The 16,673-nt window shown below is 65.6% G+C and carries 15 protein-coding genes; 5 read left to right on the top strand and 10 right to left on the bottom strand.

Features of this window, described 5'->3' with window-relative positions:
• Positions 1 to 83: 83 nt before the first annotated feature.
• The 4 genes from R5H29_RS19895 to R5H29_RS19880 form a co-directional block, all read right to left on the bottom strand.
• A complete protein-coding gene (locus R5H29_RS19895; RefSeq protein ID WP_005409726.1) occupies positions 84 to 860 on the bottom strand; it encodes an ABC transporter permease in 777 nt (258 codons plus the stop codon).
• A complete protein-coding gene (locus R5H29_RS19890; RefSeq protein ID WP_014647218.1) occupies positions 844 to 1,677 on the bottom strand; it encodes an ABC transporter ATP-binding protein in 834 nt (277 codons plus the stop codon). Before R5H29_RS19890 ends, R5H29_RS19895 begins: the two co-directional genes overlap by 17 nt.
• A 13-nt stretch (positions 1,678 to 1,690) precedes the next feature.
• Entirely contained in the window at positions 1,691 to 2,749 is a 1,059-nt protein-coding gene (locus R5H29_RS19885) for an ABC transporter substrate-binding protein (RefSeq protein WP_111098466.1), read from the bottom strand.
• 75 nt (positions 2,750 to 2,824) lie between these two features.
• Positions 2,825 to 3,946 (bottom strand): 4-oxalomesaconate tautomerase, encoded by a 1,122-nt coding sequence (locus R5H29_RS19880; protein ID WP_164143771.1) that lies wholly within the window; start codon positions 3,944 to 3,946, stop codon positions 2,825 to 2,827.
• 109 nt (positions 3,947 to 4,055) lie between these two features.
• Between R5H29_RS19880 and R5H29_RS19875 the strand changes: the two genes are divergently transcribed.
• Entirely contained in the window at positions 4,056 to 4,958 is a 903-nt protein-coding gene (locus R5H29_RS19875; RefSeq protein ID WP_010485668.1) for a LysR family transcriptional regulator, read from the top strand.
• Between the two features lie 61 nt (positions 4,959 to 5,019).
• Here R5H29_RS19875 and R5H29_RS19870 read toward each other — a convergent pair whose 3' ends face one another.
• Both R5H29_RS19870 and R5H29_RS19865 read right to left on the bottom strand, forming a co-directional pair.
• Positions 5,020 to 5,370 (bottom strand): hypothetical protein, encoded by a 351-nt coding sequence (locus R5H29_RS19870; RefSeq protein WP_332329704.1) that lies wholly within the window; start codon positions 5,368 to 5,370, stop codon positions 5,020 to 5,022.
• A 138-nt stretch (positions 5,371 to 5,508) separates the two neighbouring features.
• Positions 5,509 to 6,036: a DUF6622 family protein gene (locus R5H29_RS19865; protein ID WP_155029570.1), complete on the bottom strand. Its 528-nt coding sequence runs from the start codon at positions 6,034 to 6,036 to the stop codon at positions 5,509 to 5,511.
• Between the two features lie 234 nt (positions 6,037 to 6,270).
• On the opposite strand from R5H29_RS19865, the gene R5H29_RS19860 reads away from it, so the two are divergent.
• Positions 6,271 to 7,422, top strand: coding sequence for a serine hydrolase domain-containing protein (locus tag R5H29_RS19860; RefSeq protein WP_332329703.1), 1,152 nt, complete (start codon positions 6,271 to 6,273; stop codon positions 7,420 to 7,422).
• A 6-nt stretch (positions 7,423 to 7,428) separates the two neighbouring features.
• On the opposite strand, the gene R5H29_RS19855 is transcribed toward R5H29_RS19860, so the two are convergent.
• Together R5H29_RS19855 and R5H29_RS19850 are read right to left on the bottom strand one after the other, a co-directional pair.
• Positions 7,429 to 8,301, bottom strand: coding sequence for a methylenetetrahydrofolate reductase (locus R5H29_RS19855; RefSeq protein WP_227844322.1), 873 nt, complete (start codon positions 8,299 to 8,301; stop codon positions 7,429 to 7,431).
• Positions 8,301 to 9,215, bottom strand: a complete 915-nt coding sequence (locus tag R5H29_RS19850; RefSeq protein ID WP_053443057.1) for a LysR family transcriptional regulator — start codon at positions 9,213 to 9,215, stop codon at positions 8,301 to 8,303. Before R5H29_RS19850 ends, R5H29_RS19855 begins: the two co-directional genes overlap by 1 nt.
• Before the next feature lie 75 nt (positions 9,216 to 9,290).
• Here R5H29_RS19850 and msuE point away from each other — a divergent pair, with 75 nt between their 5' ends.
• The 3 genes from msuE to R5H29_RS19835 are packed head-to-tail and all read left to right on the top strand — an operon-like array spanning position 9,291 to position 11,984.
• Complete coding sequence (msuE, locus tag R5H29_RS19845; protein ID WP_155029573.1) at positions 9,291 to 9,878, top strand: FMN reductase; 588 nt, start codon at positions 9,291 to 9,293, stop codon at positions 9,876 to 9,878.
• 57 nt (positions 9,879 to 9,935) lie between these two features.
• Positions 9,936 to 10,913 (top strand): DUF1852 domain-containing protein, encoded by a 978-nt coding sequence (locus R5H29_RS19840; protein ID WP_111098471.1) that lies wholly within the window; start codon positions 9,936 to 9,938, stop codon positions 10,911 to 10,913.
• A gap of 42 nt (positions 10,914 to 10,955) precedes the next feature.
• Entirely contained in the window at positions 10,956 to 11,984 is a 1,029-nt protein-coding gene (locus R5H29_RS19835) for a methionine synthase (RefSeq protein ID WP_227844321.1), read from the top strand.
• A gap of 740 nt (positions 11,985 to 12,724) precedes the next feature.
• Here the strand turns inward: R5H29_RS19835 and R5H29_RS19830 are convergent.
• Positions 12,725 to 13,468 (bottom strand): FadR/GntR family transcriptional regulator, encoded by a 744-nt coding sequence (locus tag R5H29_RS19830; RefSeq protein WP_021202377.1) that lies wholly within the window; start codon positions 13,466 to 13,468, stop codon positions 12,725 to 12,727.
• 107 nt (positions 13,469 to 13,575) lie between these two features.
• Complete coding sequence (locus R5H29_RS19825) at positions 13,576 to 16,467, bottom strand: TonB-dependent receptor (RefSeq protein WP_332329702.1); 2,892 nt, start codon at positions 16,465 to 16,467, stop codon at positions 13,576 to 13,578.
• Between the last annotated feature and the right edge of the window lie 206 nt (positions 16,468 to 16,673).

The raw sequence follows: 16,673 nt of genomic DNA, 5'->3' as shown, positions 1-16,673 counted from the left end.
GTGGTGCGGGGGAAGATCGGGGGAGGAAGCGCGCGCCGCCGGATCGGCCCGGCGGCGCGGCAGGCGGGCTCAGCCCGGCCCGGTCAGCTGGTGGCCTGTGCCTGCGCGTTGGGACGCCAGGTGATCAGCTTGTTCTCGACCACGTCCAGCAGCGCGTCGATGACCAGCACGAAGGCGGCCAGGATGATGATGCCGGCGAACACACCCACGGCATTGAAGTTGCCCTCGGCCTGCGCGATCAGGTAACCCAGGCCCGCCGAGGCCCCGAGGTACTCACCGATGATCGCGCCGACCACCGCGAAGCCCACCGAGGTGCGCAGCGAAGACAGGATCCAGCTCGCCGCTGCGGGGAAGTAGACATGGCGCAGCAGGTCGCTGCGGCTCGCCCCGAGGATGCGGGCATTGGCCAGCACCACCGGATTCACCTCGCGCACGCCCTGCATGGCATTGAAGAACGTGGTGAAGAACACCAGCGTGACCGCCAGCGCCACCTTCGACCACAGGCCCAGCCCCAGCCACAACACGAAAATCGGCGCCAGCACTACGCGCGGGATTGCGTTGAAGCCCTTGATGAAGGGATCGAGGATGCGTGCCGAGCGGCGGCTCAGGCCGAGCCAGACGCCGCCGGCCACACCCAGGCCGGTGCCAATGATGTAGCCCAGCGCGGTTTCGGTCAGGGTGATGTAGACGTGCTGGTAGAACGAGGTATCGGACAGCCAGGTCCAGGCCTGCTGCACGATGGCGGTTGGCGATGGGAAGAAGAACGGATCGATCACGCCCAGCGCGATGCCGCCTTCCCAGCCACCGAACACGGCGACCACCAGCGCGAGCTGGATGAACTTGTCAGTCTTGGCGTGCATAGCTCTTCTCCACTTCGCCGCGCAGGCAGGCCCAGATATCGCGGTACAGGTCGGTGAAACGGTCATCCAGCTTGATTTCGGCCACGTTCCTCGGCCGTTCCAGATCCACATCGAAACTGCGCACCACGCGGCTGGCCGGGCCGGAGGACAGCACCACCACGCGGTCGCCCAGGGCGATCGCTTCTTCCAGGTCGTGGGTGATCAGGATCACCGAGCGCCGGTCTTCCTGCCACAACCGCAGCAGCTCGTTCTGCATGAGGTGGCGGGTATGGATGTCCAGCGCCGAGAACGGCTCATCCATCAGGATCACCTTCGGCTCGACGATCAACGCCTGGGCCATCTGCACGCGCTTGCGCTGGCCACCGGACAGCTGGTGCGGGTAGCGATGCTCGAAGCCGGCCAGGCCGACCTTGGCCAGCCACGCGTTGGCCTTGGCCTTGCGTTCGGCCTCGGGCACACCACGGAAGCGCAGGCCGAGTTCAACATTCTGGTACGCGGTCTTCCACGGCAGCAGCGCGTCCTGCTGGAACAGGTAGCCGACCGACTCCTGCACGCCGCTGACGGCACGGCCATCGATGCTGACCTGGCCCGACGACGGCTTCAGCAGGCCCGCCACGGAATTGAGGATGGTGCTCTTGCCGCAGCCGGTCGGCCCGACGATGGCAAGGAACTCGCCGTCACCCACCTGGATGTCGACATCGCGTACGGCGGTGAATTCGCCGAAGGACATGGTCACCTTGTTGATAGCGACCATGGTCTGTGCAGGCTCCAGCTGCGGCGCGCCATTGAACTGGCGCACGGTGGCATTGAGGGCCATGGGTTACCTCCGCTTACGGTTGGGCAGCCGGCGCCGCAGCGTTGGCACGCTCGACGAAGGCATTGGTGTAGGTCCGGGACAGATCGATATCGGCCTTGGCGACATCCGTGTTGAACTCACGCAGCACCTTCAGCGGTGTTTCCAGATCGGCAGGCGTGAAGTGACCGTCCCGGGTGAAGATCGCGCGCGCGTTCTCCACCGCGCGGGCATAGGTGGCGCGGTCACCGGAGACGTAGCTGTCCGGAAGCGCAGCGACGATGTCTTCAGCACTGTTGTCGGCGATGAACTTCAAGGCCATCTGCTCGGCGCGGGCGATCTTCTCGGCCGCTTCGGGGCGCTTGTCCAGGAAGCTCTGGTTGGCGTACATCACCGAGGTCGGGTACAGGCCGCCATAGACCTGGCGGGCGCCGTCGTCGCTGCGCGCGTCGAGGAGGATCCTGCCGACCTTGCGCTCGGTGATCAGGGTGGCGGCGGGATCATAGTTGACCAGCAGGTCGATCTTGCCCTGCTCCAGCGCGGCCACTGCTGCGGCGCCCGAGCCGACCCCGATCAATGAGATGCTGTCGGCCGGAATATCGTGCTGGGCGAGGAAGTGACGGACGAAGAAGTCGGACGAGGAGCCCGGTGCGGTGATCCCGACCTTCTGGCCCTTGATGGTCTCCGGGCGCGCCGGATCGAAGGTGGCATCCTCGCGGCCGGCCATCACCAGGCCGGAGTTGCGCGAGAGCAGTACGAAGGCCACCACGTCCTTGCCCTTGGCCTGCATCTGGATGGTGTGGTCGTAGAAGCCGACGGCTACGTCGGTGGAATTGGCCACCAGCGCCTGCAGCACCTTGGAGCCGCCCTGGGCGAAGTTCTCGGTCTTCACCTGCAGGCCGACGTCCTTGAAGTAGCCCTTGGCGTCGGCAATGAAGAACGGCAGGTTGTTGAGGTTGTAGGAGCCGACGCTGATGCGCACCGGTGCGTTGTCGCTGCTGCCGGCGGCCGCGCCTTCCACGCGCCCGCTGTTGCTGCATCCGGCCGCGGCCAGCCCGGCCACGCACAGCGCGGCCATCAAGAACTGCTTGTACATCATCCCTCCCAGGAGTGAAGCATCTACGTTGTAATGGCGGGCATGCGCGTCTACGCAGGCCCGTCCGGGTTCAGATCATGCCGCTGACGTCCATTGGCGGGCTTGGGTGGCACTGGCCGTGGCGGGCGCGGGCGAAGTCGCGTACACGCGCCCCTCGAACAAGCGGCGTGCGGTGCGGACCACACTGGCAATCACCGGCGAATCGCCCGAGCTGCGACTGAGGCCCACCTCCAGGGCCCCGCTCGGATGTTCGAGGGTAATGCTGCCGGGAACGGACCGGCATCCGACCAAAGTGTGGGCCAGCGTGCCCGGCGTGACGGCGGCGGTGGCCAGGCCGACCGCGCCGGTAATGGCCAGTGCGGTGTGGCATTGGTGCGGCATGAAATAGCGCACCTGCAGATCGCCGCCCTGTTGCGGCGCCGACAGCAGCACCGGCTTGGGAATGACCTTGTTGCCGGCGTCGGCGATGCCCATGCGGGCGCCCGCCTCGATGCGCAGCGCTTCCAGCCGGCGCATGAACGCCGCGTCCGCGTTTAGTTCGGCGGGCGAGGCATCACCGCGCACGCCCAGGTCTTCGGCACGCACCAGCATCATCGGCATGGCGCAGTCCACCAGGCTGACCGGCACGCCATTGATGGTTTCCTGCGCATGCCCGCTGGGCAGCAGCTTGCCGGTGCGGGCGCCTGCCGCGTCAAGGAAGGACAGCCTGACCGGCGCGGCTGAGCCCGGCGCGCCGGCAATGCGCGTATCACCGCGGTAGGCCACATTGCCGCCCGGCGTTTCCACCGTGGCGATGATCAACTTGCCGGTGTTGACGTTGTGGATGCGCACTTCGGTCTGCGGATCCTGCGCCTGCACCAGCCCACGCTCGATGGCATACGGGCCTACGGCCGCCAGCATGTTGCCGCAGTTGGGCGAGGTATCCACCACTTGCTGCTCGACCCGTACCTGGGCGAACAGGTAGTCGACATCGGCGTCCGGGCGGCTGGAGCGGTCGATGATCGCCACCTTGCTGGTCAGCGCGTTGCCACCGCCGATGCCGTCGATCTGCAGCGGATGTCCCGAGCCCATCACTTCCAGCAGCAGGCGATCGCGTTCGGCGATGTCCGCCGGCAGGTCGCTGGCCAGGAAGAACGGGCCCTTGGAGGTGCCGCCGCGCATGAGCACGCAGGGAATGCTGAGCAGATCGTTGGACATACGTGTGCTAGATTGATGCGTATAGGGGATGAATGACCCCTCTGTGATTCGATACTGGCATGACCCCAATTGATCTGTGAATTGCTGATTTTTGGATGATTGATACCTGATGAGCATCAATTGCGAAATCCTCGATCTGCGTGCGTTCCTGCTGGTGTCGGAGACACGCAGCTTTCATCGGGCCGCGGAAATCCTTCACGTCTCCCAGCCCGCACTCAGCCGCCGGATCCAGAAACTGGAGCAGGCGGTGGGTTCGCCGCTGCTGGAGCGCACCACGCGCAGCGTCAGTACCACCGCTGTCGGCGAGAACCTGCTGCCACTGGTGCGCCGCATGCTGGAGGAATTCGATGGATCACTGTTCTCGCTGCGCGGCCGCGAAGACACCCGCGGCGCGACAGTGACCATCGCCTGCCTGCCGACGGCGGCGTTCTACTTCCTGCCCAGCGTGATGGCGCGTTTCCACGAAGCGCACCCGAACGTTCGCTTCCGCATCCTGGATATCCCGGCGACGGAGGGTCTGCAGGCAGTGGAACGTGGCGAAGTCGAGTTCGGCATCAACTTCATGGGCGCCAACGATCCGAATCTCGACTTCGACGTGCTGGCTGAGGACCCGTTCGTGCTGGCGTGCCGTCGCGATCATCCGCTGGCGCGCAAGCGCAAAGTGGAATGGGCCGACTTGGCCGAGCACCAGTTGATCACCGTGCATCGCACCAGCGGCAACCGCACGCTGCTGGATGGTGCGCTGGCGCGCGAGAACCTCAAGTTGAGCTGGCACTACGAAGTGACCCACCTGTCGACGTCACTGGGTATGGTCGAGGCGGGCATCGGGGTGTCGGTGCTGCCGAAGATGGCTACGCCAGATGGGGATCACCCCACCCTGGTGACGCGCGCGATCGGCAACCCTGTGGTGTCACGCACGATCGGCATCGTCCGCCGCCGCGGCGCCCTGCTCTCGCCCACGGCGGAGCGATTCCTGCAGATGCTGATGAGCCAGTGGCGTGGGGAGGCGTGAGCAGCCCCGCAGTTCACGCACCCATCCGTTCCGGCACACGGGGCGCTGACGGGGCCGCCCTTCATGACGAGGCCGCGAAGATCGACGCAATACCTGCAAGCGATCCCACGGCCACCCATGAGAGCGTGGCGAATGCAGTCAGCAGTACCTTCCGATGGACGGCCTGCGCTTCGTTCTGGGCCTCCGACCGTCGCGCATAGGGCCTGGAGAAGCCCAGCAGTTCGCCGGTGACAGTCAACACCCCCATCAGGATCAGTGCGGTCACGCAGAAGCCGAACATGGAGCCTATGAAGGCCAAATGGCGGGTGTCGCCGATAGCCGGCTGAGTCCCGGCCAGGGCTTCCACAAGTTGCCCCGTCCACCGTGCGGGCAGCCAAGCCAGGGCTGCGACAATGCCGAAGTGACTGGCCACGTTGATCCAGAATCAGGATGTGGTCTTCATGACGTCAGCGTTTCCGGTGTTGGCCAGTGGCGGGCATCGTGACGCCTGCGCCAGCCCCGCGCAACGCTGCATGGGGAAGCCGGCCAGCGGCCGGCACTACCAGGTCAATCAGCCTGCGGTTTCCAGCCCCTTGCCTGCCGCATCCATCCGCAGCGAGGCCAGGTACCGGCCGTACTTGCCGACGAAGATGCCAGTGAACCCGCCCGTCAGCAGCAGGTAGGCGGCACTGAAGCCGGCACTGGCGGACAGCGACGGCGACACCGCAAACGCGACTTCGAAGCCGTACTTCACCAGGAAGGTGACCAGCAGCAGCGGCAGCAGGCTGAAGTCCGCGCTGCGCCAGAGCTTGCCGGTGCTGCGGTCCAGCGTCAGCTTCAATCGATTCAGCAGCAGCCAGGCAAGTGCCGCGCCCGTGGCTATGCCGGCAAGCCACTCGCTCCAGGCGGCCAGCGACGCGCCGAAGCGATGACTGATCGACCACGCGCCCCAGACGGCGAACAGCGCGGGCACGATCGCCAGTTTGTGCAGCGAGGTTTCTGCAGGCTTCATGGCGGCGATGCCACGGGTGACCAGGAAGGCCAGGAGCAGCCAGACCCAGATCGGCGTCTGCGAGGCGAGTTGCTGGAGCATGTTCATGAGCGGTCCCCTTGATGAGTGGTGGCTGAAGGGTGGCGAGGTGCCCTCGCATTGGCGCTCACTATTCGCTTCCGCCCGGGCTGCAGCCAGTGACAGCTGTCAGCCATCGCGGATGACCCGCCGGCATGCTGCGCGTCCCCGGCAGCTGTCGGGGTGGATTCACCCGGTGCACCCTGCGCGGGCCGGCCCTCAGTCCGCGCTACCATCACCACGACGCCGCTGCGAGCCACGTGCATGTACCACGACCCTGTTCGACGTCGCCTGTGTGCGGCGCTGCTGGCCACTGGCTTCGGCCTGTCAGCACCGTCGGCGCTGGCGAGCCGGGCGACGTTGGCGGGATGCGGTTCGCTGACCGCATTGCTGCAGGCCGAACGGCAGCCTGGCATGGCGGCCGTTCTGGTCGATCACGGGCGCATTGCCGCGCTGTGCACGACCGGGCGGCTCAATGACACCCGGCCTGCACCGATTGATCGCCATACCGTGTTCGAACTGGGGTCGATCACCAAGCTGTTCACGGCCCTGCTGATTTTCCGGCTCCAGCAGCGGCATCTGCTCGACGTCACCGCGCCCATCGGCCAGTACGTGGAAGGGTTGCCTTCCGCATGGGCATTCACTTCGCTGCTGCAGCTGCTGAGCCATACCTCAGGCATTCCCAACTATCTGAATGAAGAAAATTTCCTGCGGTTGATGCCGACGAATCCAGCCCCCCGTGAATTGCTCGCAGAGGTGGCCGAGCGGCCGCTAGCGTTTGCGCCCGGTGCGCGGCACGCCTATTCCAATACGAACTACATCCTGCTCGGCCTGGCCATAGAGCATGCAACCGGCATGGACTACTGGCGGGTTCTGCAGGAGGAGATACTGTCGCCGCTGGGCATGCGCGATGCGGGACCGCGTCGTGCAGAAGATCGGCGCCAGATTGCCCAGGGGCATCTGTTCCAGGATGGCCACTGGCGCGCACCACCGCCCACTGCTCCGGGCTCGGCATGGGCCGCCGGCGGCCTGCTCGCCAGCATCGACGACATGGCGCGCTTTGCTGTGGCGCTGGACCAGCATCGACTGTTGCCCGAGGCGGCCCAGAAGCGGATGTGGTGCGACACACTCCTCGCCAATGGCAGCAAGGCGGGCTGGGGGGCCGGCTGGGAAGTTTCCGATGGCGGAAAGGTAGTCGGCCATGGCGGCGGGACCGCAGGCTTTACCGGGTATCTCCGGCACCGTCCCACCGATCGAAGAACGCTCGTCGTACTGATCAATCGCGCCGGAGACATCAACCCGCAGGGCATTGCAGAGCGCCTCGACCTGGGCATGCGTCGCTGCAATGGGAGGCTTTCCAGGCCGGCGCCTTCGCTGGATCAACCCGGCACCCGGACAACGCGATCCATGCCATGACGCAGATCATCGGCGCTGGCTGATGGAAATGCGCCGCCGGTACTGCGCCACCCACTCCAGCGACGGCGCAACACCGCCGAACGGGAAGAAATGCGGACTGACCTGGCCATGCGCGCTGGTCAGCCCCTTCACCAGGCGATCGACGAACACCTCCGGCCCCGCCGTTCCGAGCAGCCGGCCGATCGAGATGCCATACCGGGCCAGCATCGATGCACTGGCGCCCACGCCGCACATCGCGGCGTAGCGCAGCAGGCGAGAGACGCTGGCCGGGCCCGGCACGCCGACCAGCACCGGAACGCTGATGCCGCGCGCGCGCAGTGCATCCAGCCAGGCCAGCACGGCATCGGCATCGAAGGCGAACTGGGTGACGATCACAGGCGCCATGCGGCGCGCTTCGATGGCCTGGCACTTGCGTTCGAGTACCTGCCAGCGAGCGTCGCCGCTCATCGCCGGATGGCCTTCTGGATGCCCGCCGATACCTACGACCTTCATGCCGAAACGCTCAAGACGCCCGGTCTCAATGATCGAAGCACTGTCGGCAAACGGCCCGGCAGGCGTCGCGAGGTCACCGGCGATCAGCAGGCAGCGCTCCACCCCGGCTTCGCTGGTGGCGCGCTCCAGGAAGCGTTCAAGCGCTGTGCGTGACCCGATGCGCCGCGCGGAGAGATGCGGCATCGGCTCGAATCCGAGCGCGCGCACGGTGCGCACGGCGGCCAGGCGGGCGTCGTCATCCTCGCTGGCCAGCCAGGGAATGGAGATGACCGTACCGCGCGGGATCCGATCCGCCTCGGCGCGCAGCGCGGGCATGGCCTTCGCGCTGACTTCCAGTGAAAAGGCGTTGATGAAGGCTTCCGCGTGCGCTGAGGTACCGGCCGGCATCAGCGCGCCTCGCGTGCGTTGCCGGCAAGCGGCGAGCTGTTGCGGGCCAGTTCGATGAAGGCCTGCAGGTAGTCGATGCCAGTATCGGCCTCGCGCGCGCCCAGGTAGATCTGCTTGGGGATGCCCTTGGCGCCCAGGCGCACGGGCACCACGTCCATGCGCGTGGCGTACTCCTCCACCAGCCAGCGCGGCATGGCAGCCACGCCGCGGCCGCTGGCCACCATCTGCATCATGATGTCGGTGGTTTCGATGGCCTTGTGGCGCCGCGGCGTGATGCCGGCCGGCAGCAGGAACTGGTTGTAGATGTCCAGGCGCTCGAACGGCACCGGATAACTGATCAGCACTTCCTGGCCGAGCTGGCGCGGTTTTACGTAGTCCACCTTGGCGAGGGCATGGTTCCCGGCCACCACCAGCACCTGTTCGTAGTCGAACACGGGAATGAACTTCAGGCCCGGCTTCAGCAGCGGGTCGGGGGTAACCAGCAGGTCGATCTCGTAGCCGAACAATGCGCCGATACCGCCGAACTGGAACTTCTGCTTGACGTCCACATCCACGTCCGGCCATGCCGCCAGGTAGGGCGAGACAATCTTCAGCAGCCACTGGTAGCAGGGATGGCACTCCATGCCGATGCGCAGCGCGCCACGCTCGCCCTGCGCGAACTGGCGCAGGCGCTCCTCGGCCAGGTCCAGCTGCGGAAGCACCCGGTTGGCCACTGCCAGCAGGTACTGTCCGGCCTGGGTCAGCCGCAGGCTGCGACCCTCACGCAGCCAGACCTCGGTACCCAGCTGCTGCTCCAGCTTCTTCATGCTGTGGCTGAGCGCCGACTGGGTCAGGTTGAGCACGCCGGCGGCGGCGGTGAGCGAGCCCTGCTGCTCGACCTGCTGCACGATGCTGAGGTGGATGCGCTCCAGCATGACGATGAATCTCACTCATGGATAGGTGAAGTAATACCATTTTACGTCATGGAAAGGCATGACTAGGATCGGGTCATGCCATCATCCCACCGCCCTCTCCGTATCGTCGCCGTGTCCGGCGGACTGCAGCGCCCCTCGCGGGCCACCCTCCTGGCCGAGCATCTGCTGGGCGTGATCGGCAACGACGTCCATTGCGAACACCATCTGATCGAGCTCGGCGAGCTCGCTCCACAGCTGGCCGGCGCCCTGTGGCGCTCACAATTGCCCGAGGCTGTCGAGCGCCAGCTGCTTGCCGTCGAGCAGGCCGATGTCCTCGTGGTGAGCACGCCGGTCTATCGCGGCTCGTACACCGGGCTGTTCAAGCATTTCTTCGACTTCATCCACCAGGATGCGCTGGTCGACACCCCCATCCTGCTGGCCGCGACCGGCGGCAGCGAGCGCCATGCGCTGGTGATCGATCACCAGCTGCGGCCGCTCTTCAGCTTCTTCCAGGCCCGCACCCTGCCGCTGGGCGTCTATGCCACCGACCGCGATTTCGCCGACGGCCGCGTGCACAACGAACCGCTGATCGAGCGCGCTCGACTGGCGGTCCACCGAGCCATGCCACTGCTGGCCCTGGCCCGCCATCCCGTCGCCGCCCTCGAGGCTGCCGCAGCACCCTGAATGCCGGATGCGCTCGCCCCGCATCCGGATGTCACCCCGCATCACGGAACGCCGCCCATGACGAACGACACCTTCACCTTCAGCATCACGCGCATCCCCTTCAACGAGGACTACCAGCCCGCCGAGGGCACGCGCATCACCACCAATTTCGCCAATCTGGCGCGCGGCGCTTCCCGGCGGGAAAACCTGCGCAACACCCTCAGCATGATCAACAACCGCTTCAACGACCTGGCGCACTGGGACAACCCGAGCGCCGATCGTTATGCCGTCGAGCTGGACATCATCTCGGTGGAGATGCACATCGACGGCGCCGACGGCAACGATCCGTTTCCGTTGATCGAGGTGCTGCAACCGACCATCGTCGACACGCGGACCGGCGCGCGTACCGAAGGCATCGTCGGCAACAATTTTTCGTCCTACGTGCGTGACTATGATTTCAGCGTGGTGCTGCCGGCCAGCAACGAGGGCAAGGCCACCTTCGGTCTTCCGGAGGGCTTTGGCGACCTGCACGGCAAGCTGTTCAAGCACTTCCTGGGATCGGACGCCTACCGCGCCAGCTTCCGCAAGGGGCCGGTGATCTGCATCAGCGTCTCCAGCAGCAGGACCTACCACCGCACCGAGAATCATCACCCCATCCTGGGCGTGGAGTACCGGCAGGGCGAGTTCTCCGCCACCGACCACTACTTCGACAAGATGGGCCTGCAGGTACGTTACTTCATGCCGCCGGGCAGCGTCGCGCCGCTGGCGTTCTACTTCCAGGGCGACCTGCTGGGCGACTACTCGAACCTGGAGCTGATCGGCACCATCAGCACGATGGAAGCGTTCCAGAAGATCTACCGCCCGGAGATCTACAACGCCAATTCCGTAGCCGGCAAGGTCTACCAGCCCAGCCTGAAGCACCAGGATTACTCGTCCACCCGCATCGTCTACGACCGCGAAGAGCGCAGCCAGCTGGCGGTCAAGCAGGGCCGGTTCACCGAAGAACACTTCATCAAGCCGTACCGCGCCGTGCTTGAGCAGTGGGCTGCGCGCTGATCCATCGATTTCCCCTTCGCATACCAGGACAACCCGACACCGATGAAGAAACTGCTCCCCACCTCCACCGCCGGCAGCCTGCCCAAGCCGTCCTGGCTGGCAGAACCCGAAAAGCTCTGGTCGCCCTGGAAGCTGCAGGACGAAGGCCTGGCTGAAGGCAAGCAGGATGCGCTGCGCCTGTCGCTGCAGGAACAGCAACACGCGGGCATCGACATCGTCAGCGACGGTGAGCAGACCCGGCAGCACTTCGTCACTACCTTCATCGAGCATCTCAGCGGCGTTGACTTCGAAAAGCGCGAAACCGTGCGCATCCGTAACCGCTACGATGCCAGCGTGCCCACCGTGGTCGGCGCCGTGAGCCGTCCGAAGCCGGTGTTCGTGGAGGATGCGAAGTTCCTGCGCCGCCAGACTGCGCAGCCGATCAAGTGGGCGCTGCCCGGCCCGATGACGATGATCGACACGCTGTACGACGCCCACTACAGGAGCCGGGAGAAGCTGGCCTGGGAGTTCGCGAAGATCCTCAACGAGGAAGCGAAGGAGCTGGAAGCGGTCGGCGTGGACATCATCCAGTTCGATGAGCCGGCCTTCAATGTGTTCTTCGACGAAGTGAACGACTGGGGCGTGGCCGCCCTGGAGCGCGCGATCGAAGGGCTGACGTGCGAGACAGCCGTGCACATCTGCTACGGTTACGGGATCAAGGCCAACACCGACTGGAAGCAGACGCTGGGATCGGAATGGCGCCAGTACGAGGAATCGTTCCCGAAACTGCAGGCCTCCAGCCTCGACATCATTTCGCTGGAATGCCATAACTCGCACGTGCCGATCGACCTGATCGAGCTGGTCCGTGGCAAGAAGGTGATGGTAGGCGCGATCGACGTGGCCTCGAGCGCGGTGGAAACACCGGAAGAAGTGGCCGACACCCTGCGCAGGGCGCTGCAGTTCGTGGATGCCGACAAGCTTTACCCCAGCACCAACTGCGGCATGGCGCCGCTGGCCCGCACCGTGGCCAGGGGCAAGCTGCGCGCGCTCAGCGAAGGGGCCAGGATCGTGCGTGAGGAGCTTTCGGCGTAGCGCTTGCCAGGGCTGTGGGCGTCCTGACGGGTACCGACCACGCCTGACACGTTAACTGCCCCAAGGGCCTGGCAGGCTGCCGCGGTGCCAGCGCCTGCTTGATGCGTGCCACCTCCCCTGTCCCGGCCTCGGCCAGGCGGCGCGCCTGCTGGCGCTGCTCCCGTGTGAGCGGCGGCGGCCGCGCCGCGCCTGCCGAAGGCGCGGCGCCCACAAGACAGGCGACCGCGTCGCGCAGCCGCAACCGGGGGCAAAGCCGAGCCGCGCACCAGCGCTCGGCATAGCGCCGGGCTTGCCGCGCATTCACCGCGTGCACCACCTTGGCCGGGGACATCCTGCGTGCATCCAGGTACACCTGGAAGCCGAGCACTGCGTGCGGGACGATGCTGGCCACGATGCGGCCGCTCCACCATAGATCCCAGCGCTCACCGCGTTGCACCCAGCCGGAGGACGCGTGGACTGCCGGGAGACCGCGAAGATCGGAGAAGGAATGCATGCAGGAAGGATACGGGCTGCCGTCGCAGGGGATGAGATTCGAATGGGCACGTAGCCGCGGCCGTGAATCGTTCAATGGAAACGCAACGGTGCAGTATGGTCGCTGCCCTCTCGGCACCGGCATGCATCATTGGCATGACACATCACCGGCGATCACCCGCCGGCATGCTCAACGATGCAACAGCCATTACCCCCGGCGCTGGCCAGGTCGCGGCACGCAGACGCTCGGCCGGTGTCCGCTCCGTCGTTCAGATCCGCGTCGTGGCCAGGAACCGTTCACGATCCTGCTGCGTGCGCCGGCGGATCTCCTCCAGCGCCTGGCTTTCGGTCGCCTGCAGCATGGCCTCGAACAGGCGCTGGAAGTGATGGCGCATCGCATTGCGCGCGGCCACCGGATCACGTGCGCGCAATGCTTCGAAGATGGCCATGTGCTCGTCGGCACGGCTGGCGCCATCATCATGGCAGACCCGCGCATAGACTTCGGTTACCCGCGGCAACTCGCTGCGCATGCGCCAGATCTGCTGCACGAAGAACTCCACCACCGGGTTGCCGGAGAGGCGCGCGATGGTCAGGTGGAAGCGGCGGTCGTACTCGCCGGCTTCCGCGTCGCTCAGGTCGCGACGGCACAGCGCTTCGGCCAACGCCTGAAGCTCGGCAATGCCGGCATCATCCAGATTGCTTGCCGCCAGAGCGGCGGCCTCGGCCTCGAATACCGCGCGGGCAGCGGTGAGGTCGAAGGCGCTGACATCCGGCAGCCCGCCGGACGCCTGCGTCGGGCGTGGCTTCACGTGCACGCCCGAACCGATACGGATGGCAATCCAGCCCTGTGCCTCCAGTGCAATCTCCGCTTCGCGGATGGTGACCCGGCTGACGCCAAACCGTTCGGCCAGCTCGCGCTCGCCCGGCAGCCGCGAGCCCGGCGGGAATTCGCCGTCCTCGATCAGCTTGCGGAGCTTGGCAGCGATGGTCTGGTAAAGGCGGTTGGCGGACATGCGGCTGACCCTTGGCAATTCAATTCCTTCCGGGTCCCTGCCCTGCCACCGCGGCCGGCGAGGGTCCGGTTGGAGCGACGGCGCGGCCACTGGCCGCGCCGCCCTGTTCAGAACTTGTATCGTACACCGAAATACGCACGCCGCCCGTAGGTCACTACTTCGCGGAAGTTCCCATAAAGCGGCTGGTAGGCCACGCGCGGCTCGTTGGTCAGGTTCATCAACTCCAGCGACAGCGACAACTGCTTGTTCACCCGGTAGCGCAGGCGCAGGTCCACGCTGGTGTTGTCATCGTAGTAGCGGTTCTGCTGCGCGGTGTTGCCGGTGAAGTCCTGGTAGTAGTGCGAGCGGAACTTGCCGATGGCCTGGATGTTGAAGCGCCCGACGTCCCAGTAGATCGAGCCGGACAGGACGTGCCGCGAGAAGCCGCTGAGACCGGCCGGCGGCACGATCGCCGGAATGATCGTGCCATCACCGGCCAACTGCTCACCCAGCCGTGAATCCTGGGTCTGGTAGTCGGCATCGGCATAGTTGTAGCTGACCTTGAAACCCAGCCCGTCGAACGGCTTGGGCAGGTAAGACAGTCGATGGGTGGCGGTCAGCTCGAAGCCGGTCAGCGTGCTGTCCTCGTCGGTGGTTACCTGCTGCCGCACCGGCACGGTCACGCTCCGGCCGTCGATGGTGTAGGTCTCAGGCACCAGCGCGGTGGCGGTGCCGCCGTTGAACTGCTTCCAGTACACCGCGCCGGCCAGCATCGTGTCCGGGTTCGGGTACCACTCCAGGGAGAGGTCACCGTTCCAGGACATCAGCGGCTGCGCAGCGGGGTTGCCGCTGGCACTGATGTCATCCAGCGCGTCGGCCAGATTGCCGTAGGTGGCATCACTACTGACGTTGATGGTGCGCCCGGCGCCCAGCGCGGCGATGTCCGGCCGTGACATAGCGCGGTATGCACCGACCCGCAGCAGTACGTCCGGGCGCAGTTCGAAGGCCGCGTTGAGGCTGGGCAGCAGCTTGTCGTTGCCCGCCTTGAACACCTGCGTGCTGTACGCACCGGTGGGTTGCAGGCGGATCGTGCCGTCACCGTTGTCCTCGATACGCAGCCCCGTACGCACGCCTTCGGAGCGAACGTCGGTCTTGACCCAGCGCAGGCCCAGGTTGCCGGTCACCGGCAAGCCGAACAGGCTGCTGCTGAACTCACCCATCAGATAGAGCGCGCGTGTCTTCTCGGTGATATCGACATTGTTCGGATCCTGGAAACCCGGATCCAACCCACTGTCGAGGCTGCCACGGAACGACTGGTACAGGCAGTCCGGATCGAAGTACGCCCACGAGGAGATCGTGTTGCCGCTGGCGGCATCCATGAAGTCATCCTGCGGGAACGGCGCACGGCAGGCCTGGTTGGCGGCGATGATCTTCGCCTTGTCGGCCGCCACGCGCTGGTCGTAGTCGGTTACCAGGGTGTTGTCGCGCAGGCGGTAGTCGGCCTGGCTGGCACGCACGCCGCCCTTGATGCGGGTGAAGAAACCGGACTCGGGCATGAAGCTGGCATCGAAGCGGCCGGCCTTGATCCTGTGGTCGTTCTCCGTTGCGCTGGACGTGACGCGCGCCGCGCCGGTGTAGGCGTCCCAGTTGTTGGGGTCGAAGTTCGGCGCCAGCGCAACACTGGGCACTTCGCCGCGCCAGTCCCAGTCATAGTCCACGTAGCCGGTGGCACCACTGCTGATGCCCGGCACGATGGCATTGTTGACGTCGCGCTGGTTGGCGCGCAGGCGGGTCATGCGCTCGCTGTCGAGGCGATTGGTGTGCGAGTACGAAAGATCGGTGGACAGTTCCCAGGCCGGGGTCGGTCGCAGGATCAGGTTCAGGCCACCCCCGGTGTATTCCTCGCCACGCCAGTAGCGGTTGGAGGTGGAGTCGATCGAGGTGCTGCCATGCAGGTGGCGCACGATGCCCTCTGCGTCCACGTCGCGCTGGGTGATGCCGCGACGTGCGTTGGACAGGCTCAGATCGCTGCGGTTCTCGTACCAGCTGCGCTCGGTGTGTTCGAAGTCGAGATTCACTTCAACCACGTCATTGGGCCTCCACTGCAGGGCAGCGAACTCGCTCTGGCGGTCGTTGCGCTCCTGCTTGAGCCGGTAGATGCGGCTGCTGGGCACCAGGTAATAAGGTGCGCCGTTGGCGATGGCCTGCGCGGACACTTCATTGCAGTTGGCATTGCTCACGTTCTGCGTGCCATCGCAGGCATACCAGGTGGAACCGCTGGTGATGCTCTCTTCCGGGTCGGTGCCATCCAGGCGCTGGAAGCCCAGCGAGATGCCCAGCTTCTGCCCGTTGCCGAACTCGAACTGGTCGATGTAGCTGGCGGTGCCGCGATAGCCGATGCCGTCGTCGTCGCGGTACTTCTTGTCATACTCGGCCCAGCTGCCGCGCAGGTCCAGCTGCGCCGCACGCTTGCCGTACTCCAATGGGCGCACTGTTTCCAGGCCGATGGTGCCAGCCACGCCGCCTTCGATGATGTCGGCGCGCTGGGTCTTGTAGATGGCCACCGTATTGATCAGCTCGGCGGGGAACATGTTGAAGTTCACCGAGCGGTCGCCGCTGCCGTTGGTGATCTCGCGGCCATTGAAGTTGGTGCTGCTGAGGAAGGCCCCCAGGCCACGGATGGATATTTCCGAGGCGCCGGTCTTGTCGCGGGTCGAAGCGGCGCCGGTCAGGGTCTCGATCGCATCGGCCAGCGATGGCGCCGGCAGGTCGCCGATGTCATCGGCCGAGAGCACGTCGGCAATGACGGTGTCGTCGCGCTTCTTGTTGATCGAACTCTGCATCGATTCGCGGATGCCGGTGACCTGCACCTGGTCCAGCGTGGTGGGATCCTGCCCTGCCGCGTCCTTGCCGGATTGCGCGTGGGCAGCGGGCAGGCCAGCCAATACGGCAAGCAGCGCCACGATCAGGGGTGTAGGGGACAACGAGATGCTGTGCACTGCTCCGGCGGGTCGCCGCATGGTTTCCTCCTCCCAAAGGATCGCCTGCATGCCAGGCGCGGGACGCAGCTTCGGCACGGCGACATGAAAATGTCAACCAATTGGTATGCGATTGTGCAAATGCCTTTGATCCATACCAGTTGATCGCAATTTAATGTGCTCATGCAGCATGACTTTGCGCGAAAGCTGGCTTACAACAGACCTGAAAGTGGTATGCAGGCCCACCC

It is taken from the genome of Stenotrophomonas sp. A3_2 (assembly GCF_036624925.1).
Lineage (GTDB): Bacteria > Pseudomonadota > Gammaproteobacteria > Xanthomonadales > Xanthomonadaceae > Stenotrophomonas > Stenotrophomonas hibiscicola.
Note: the sequence above shows the minus strand (reverse complement) of the source record. Positions and strands in the feature narration are given on the sequence as shown.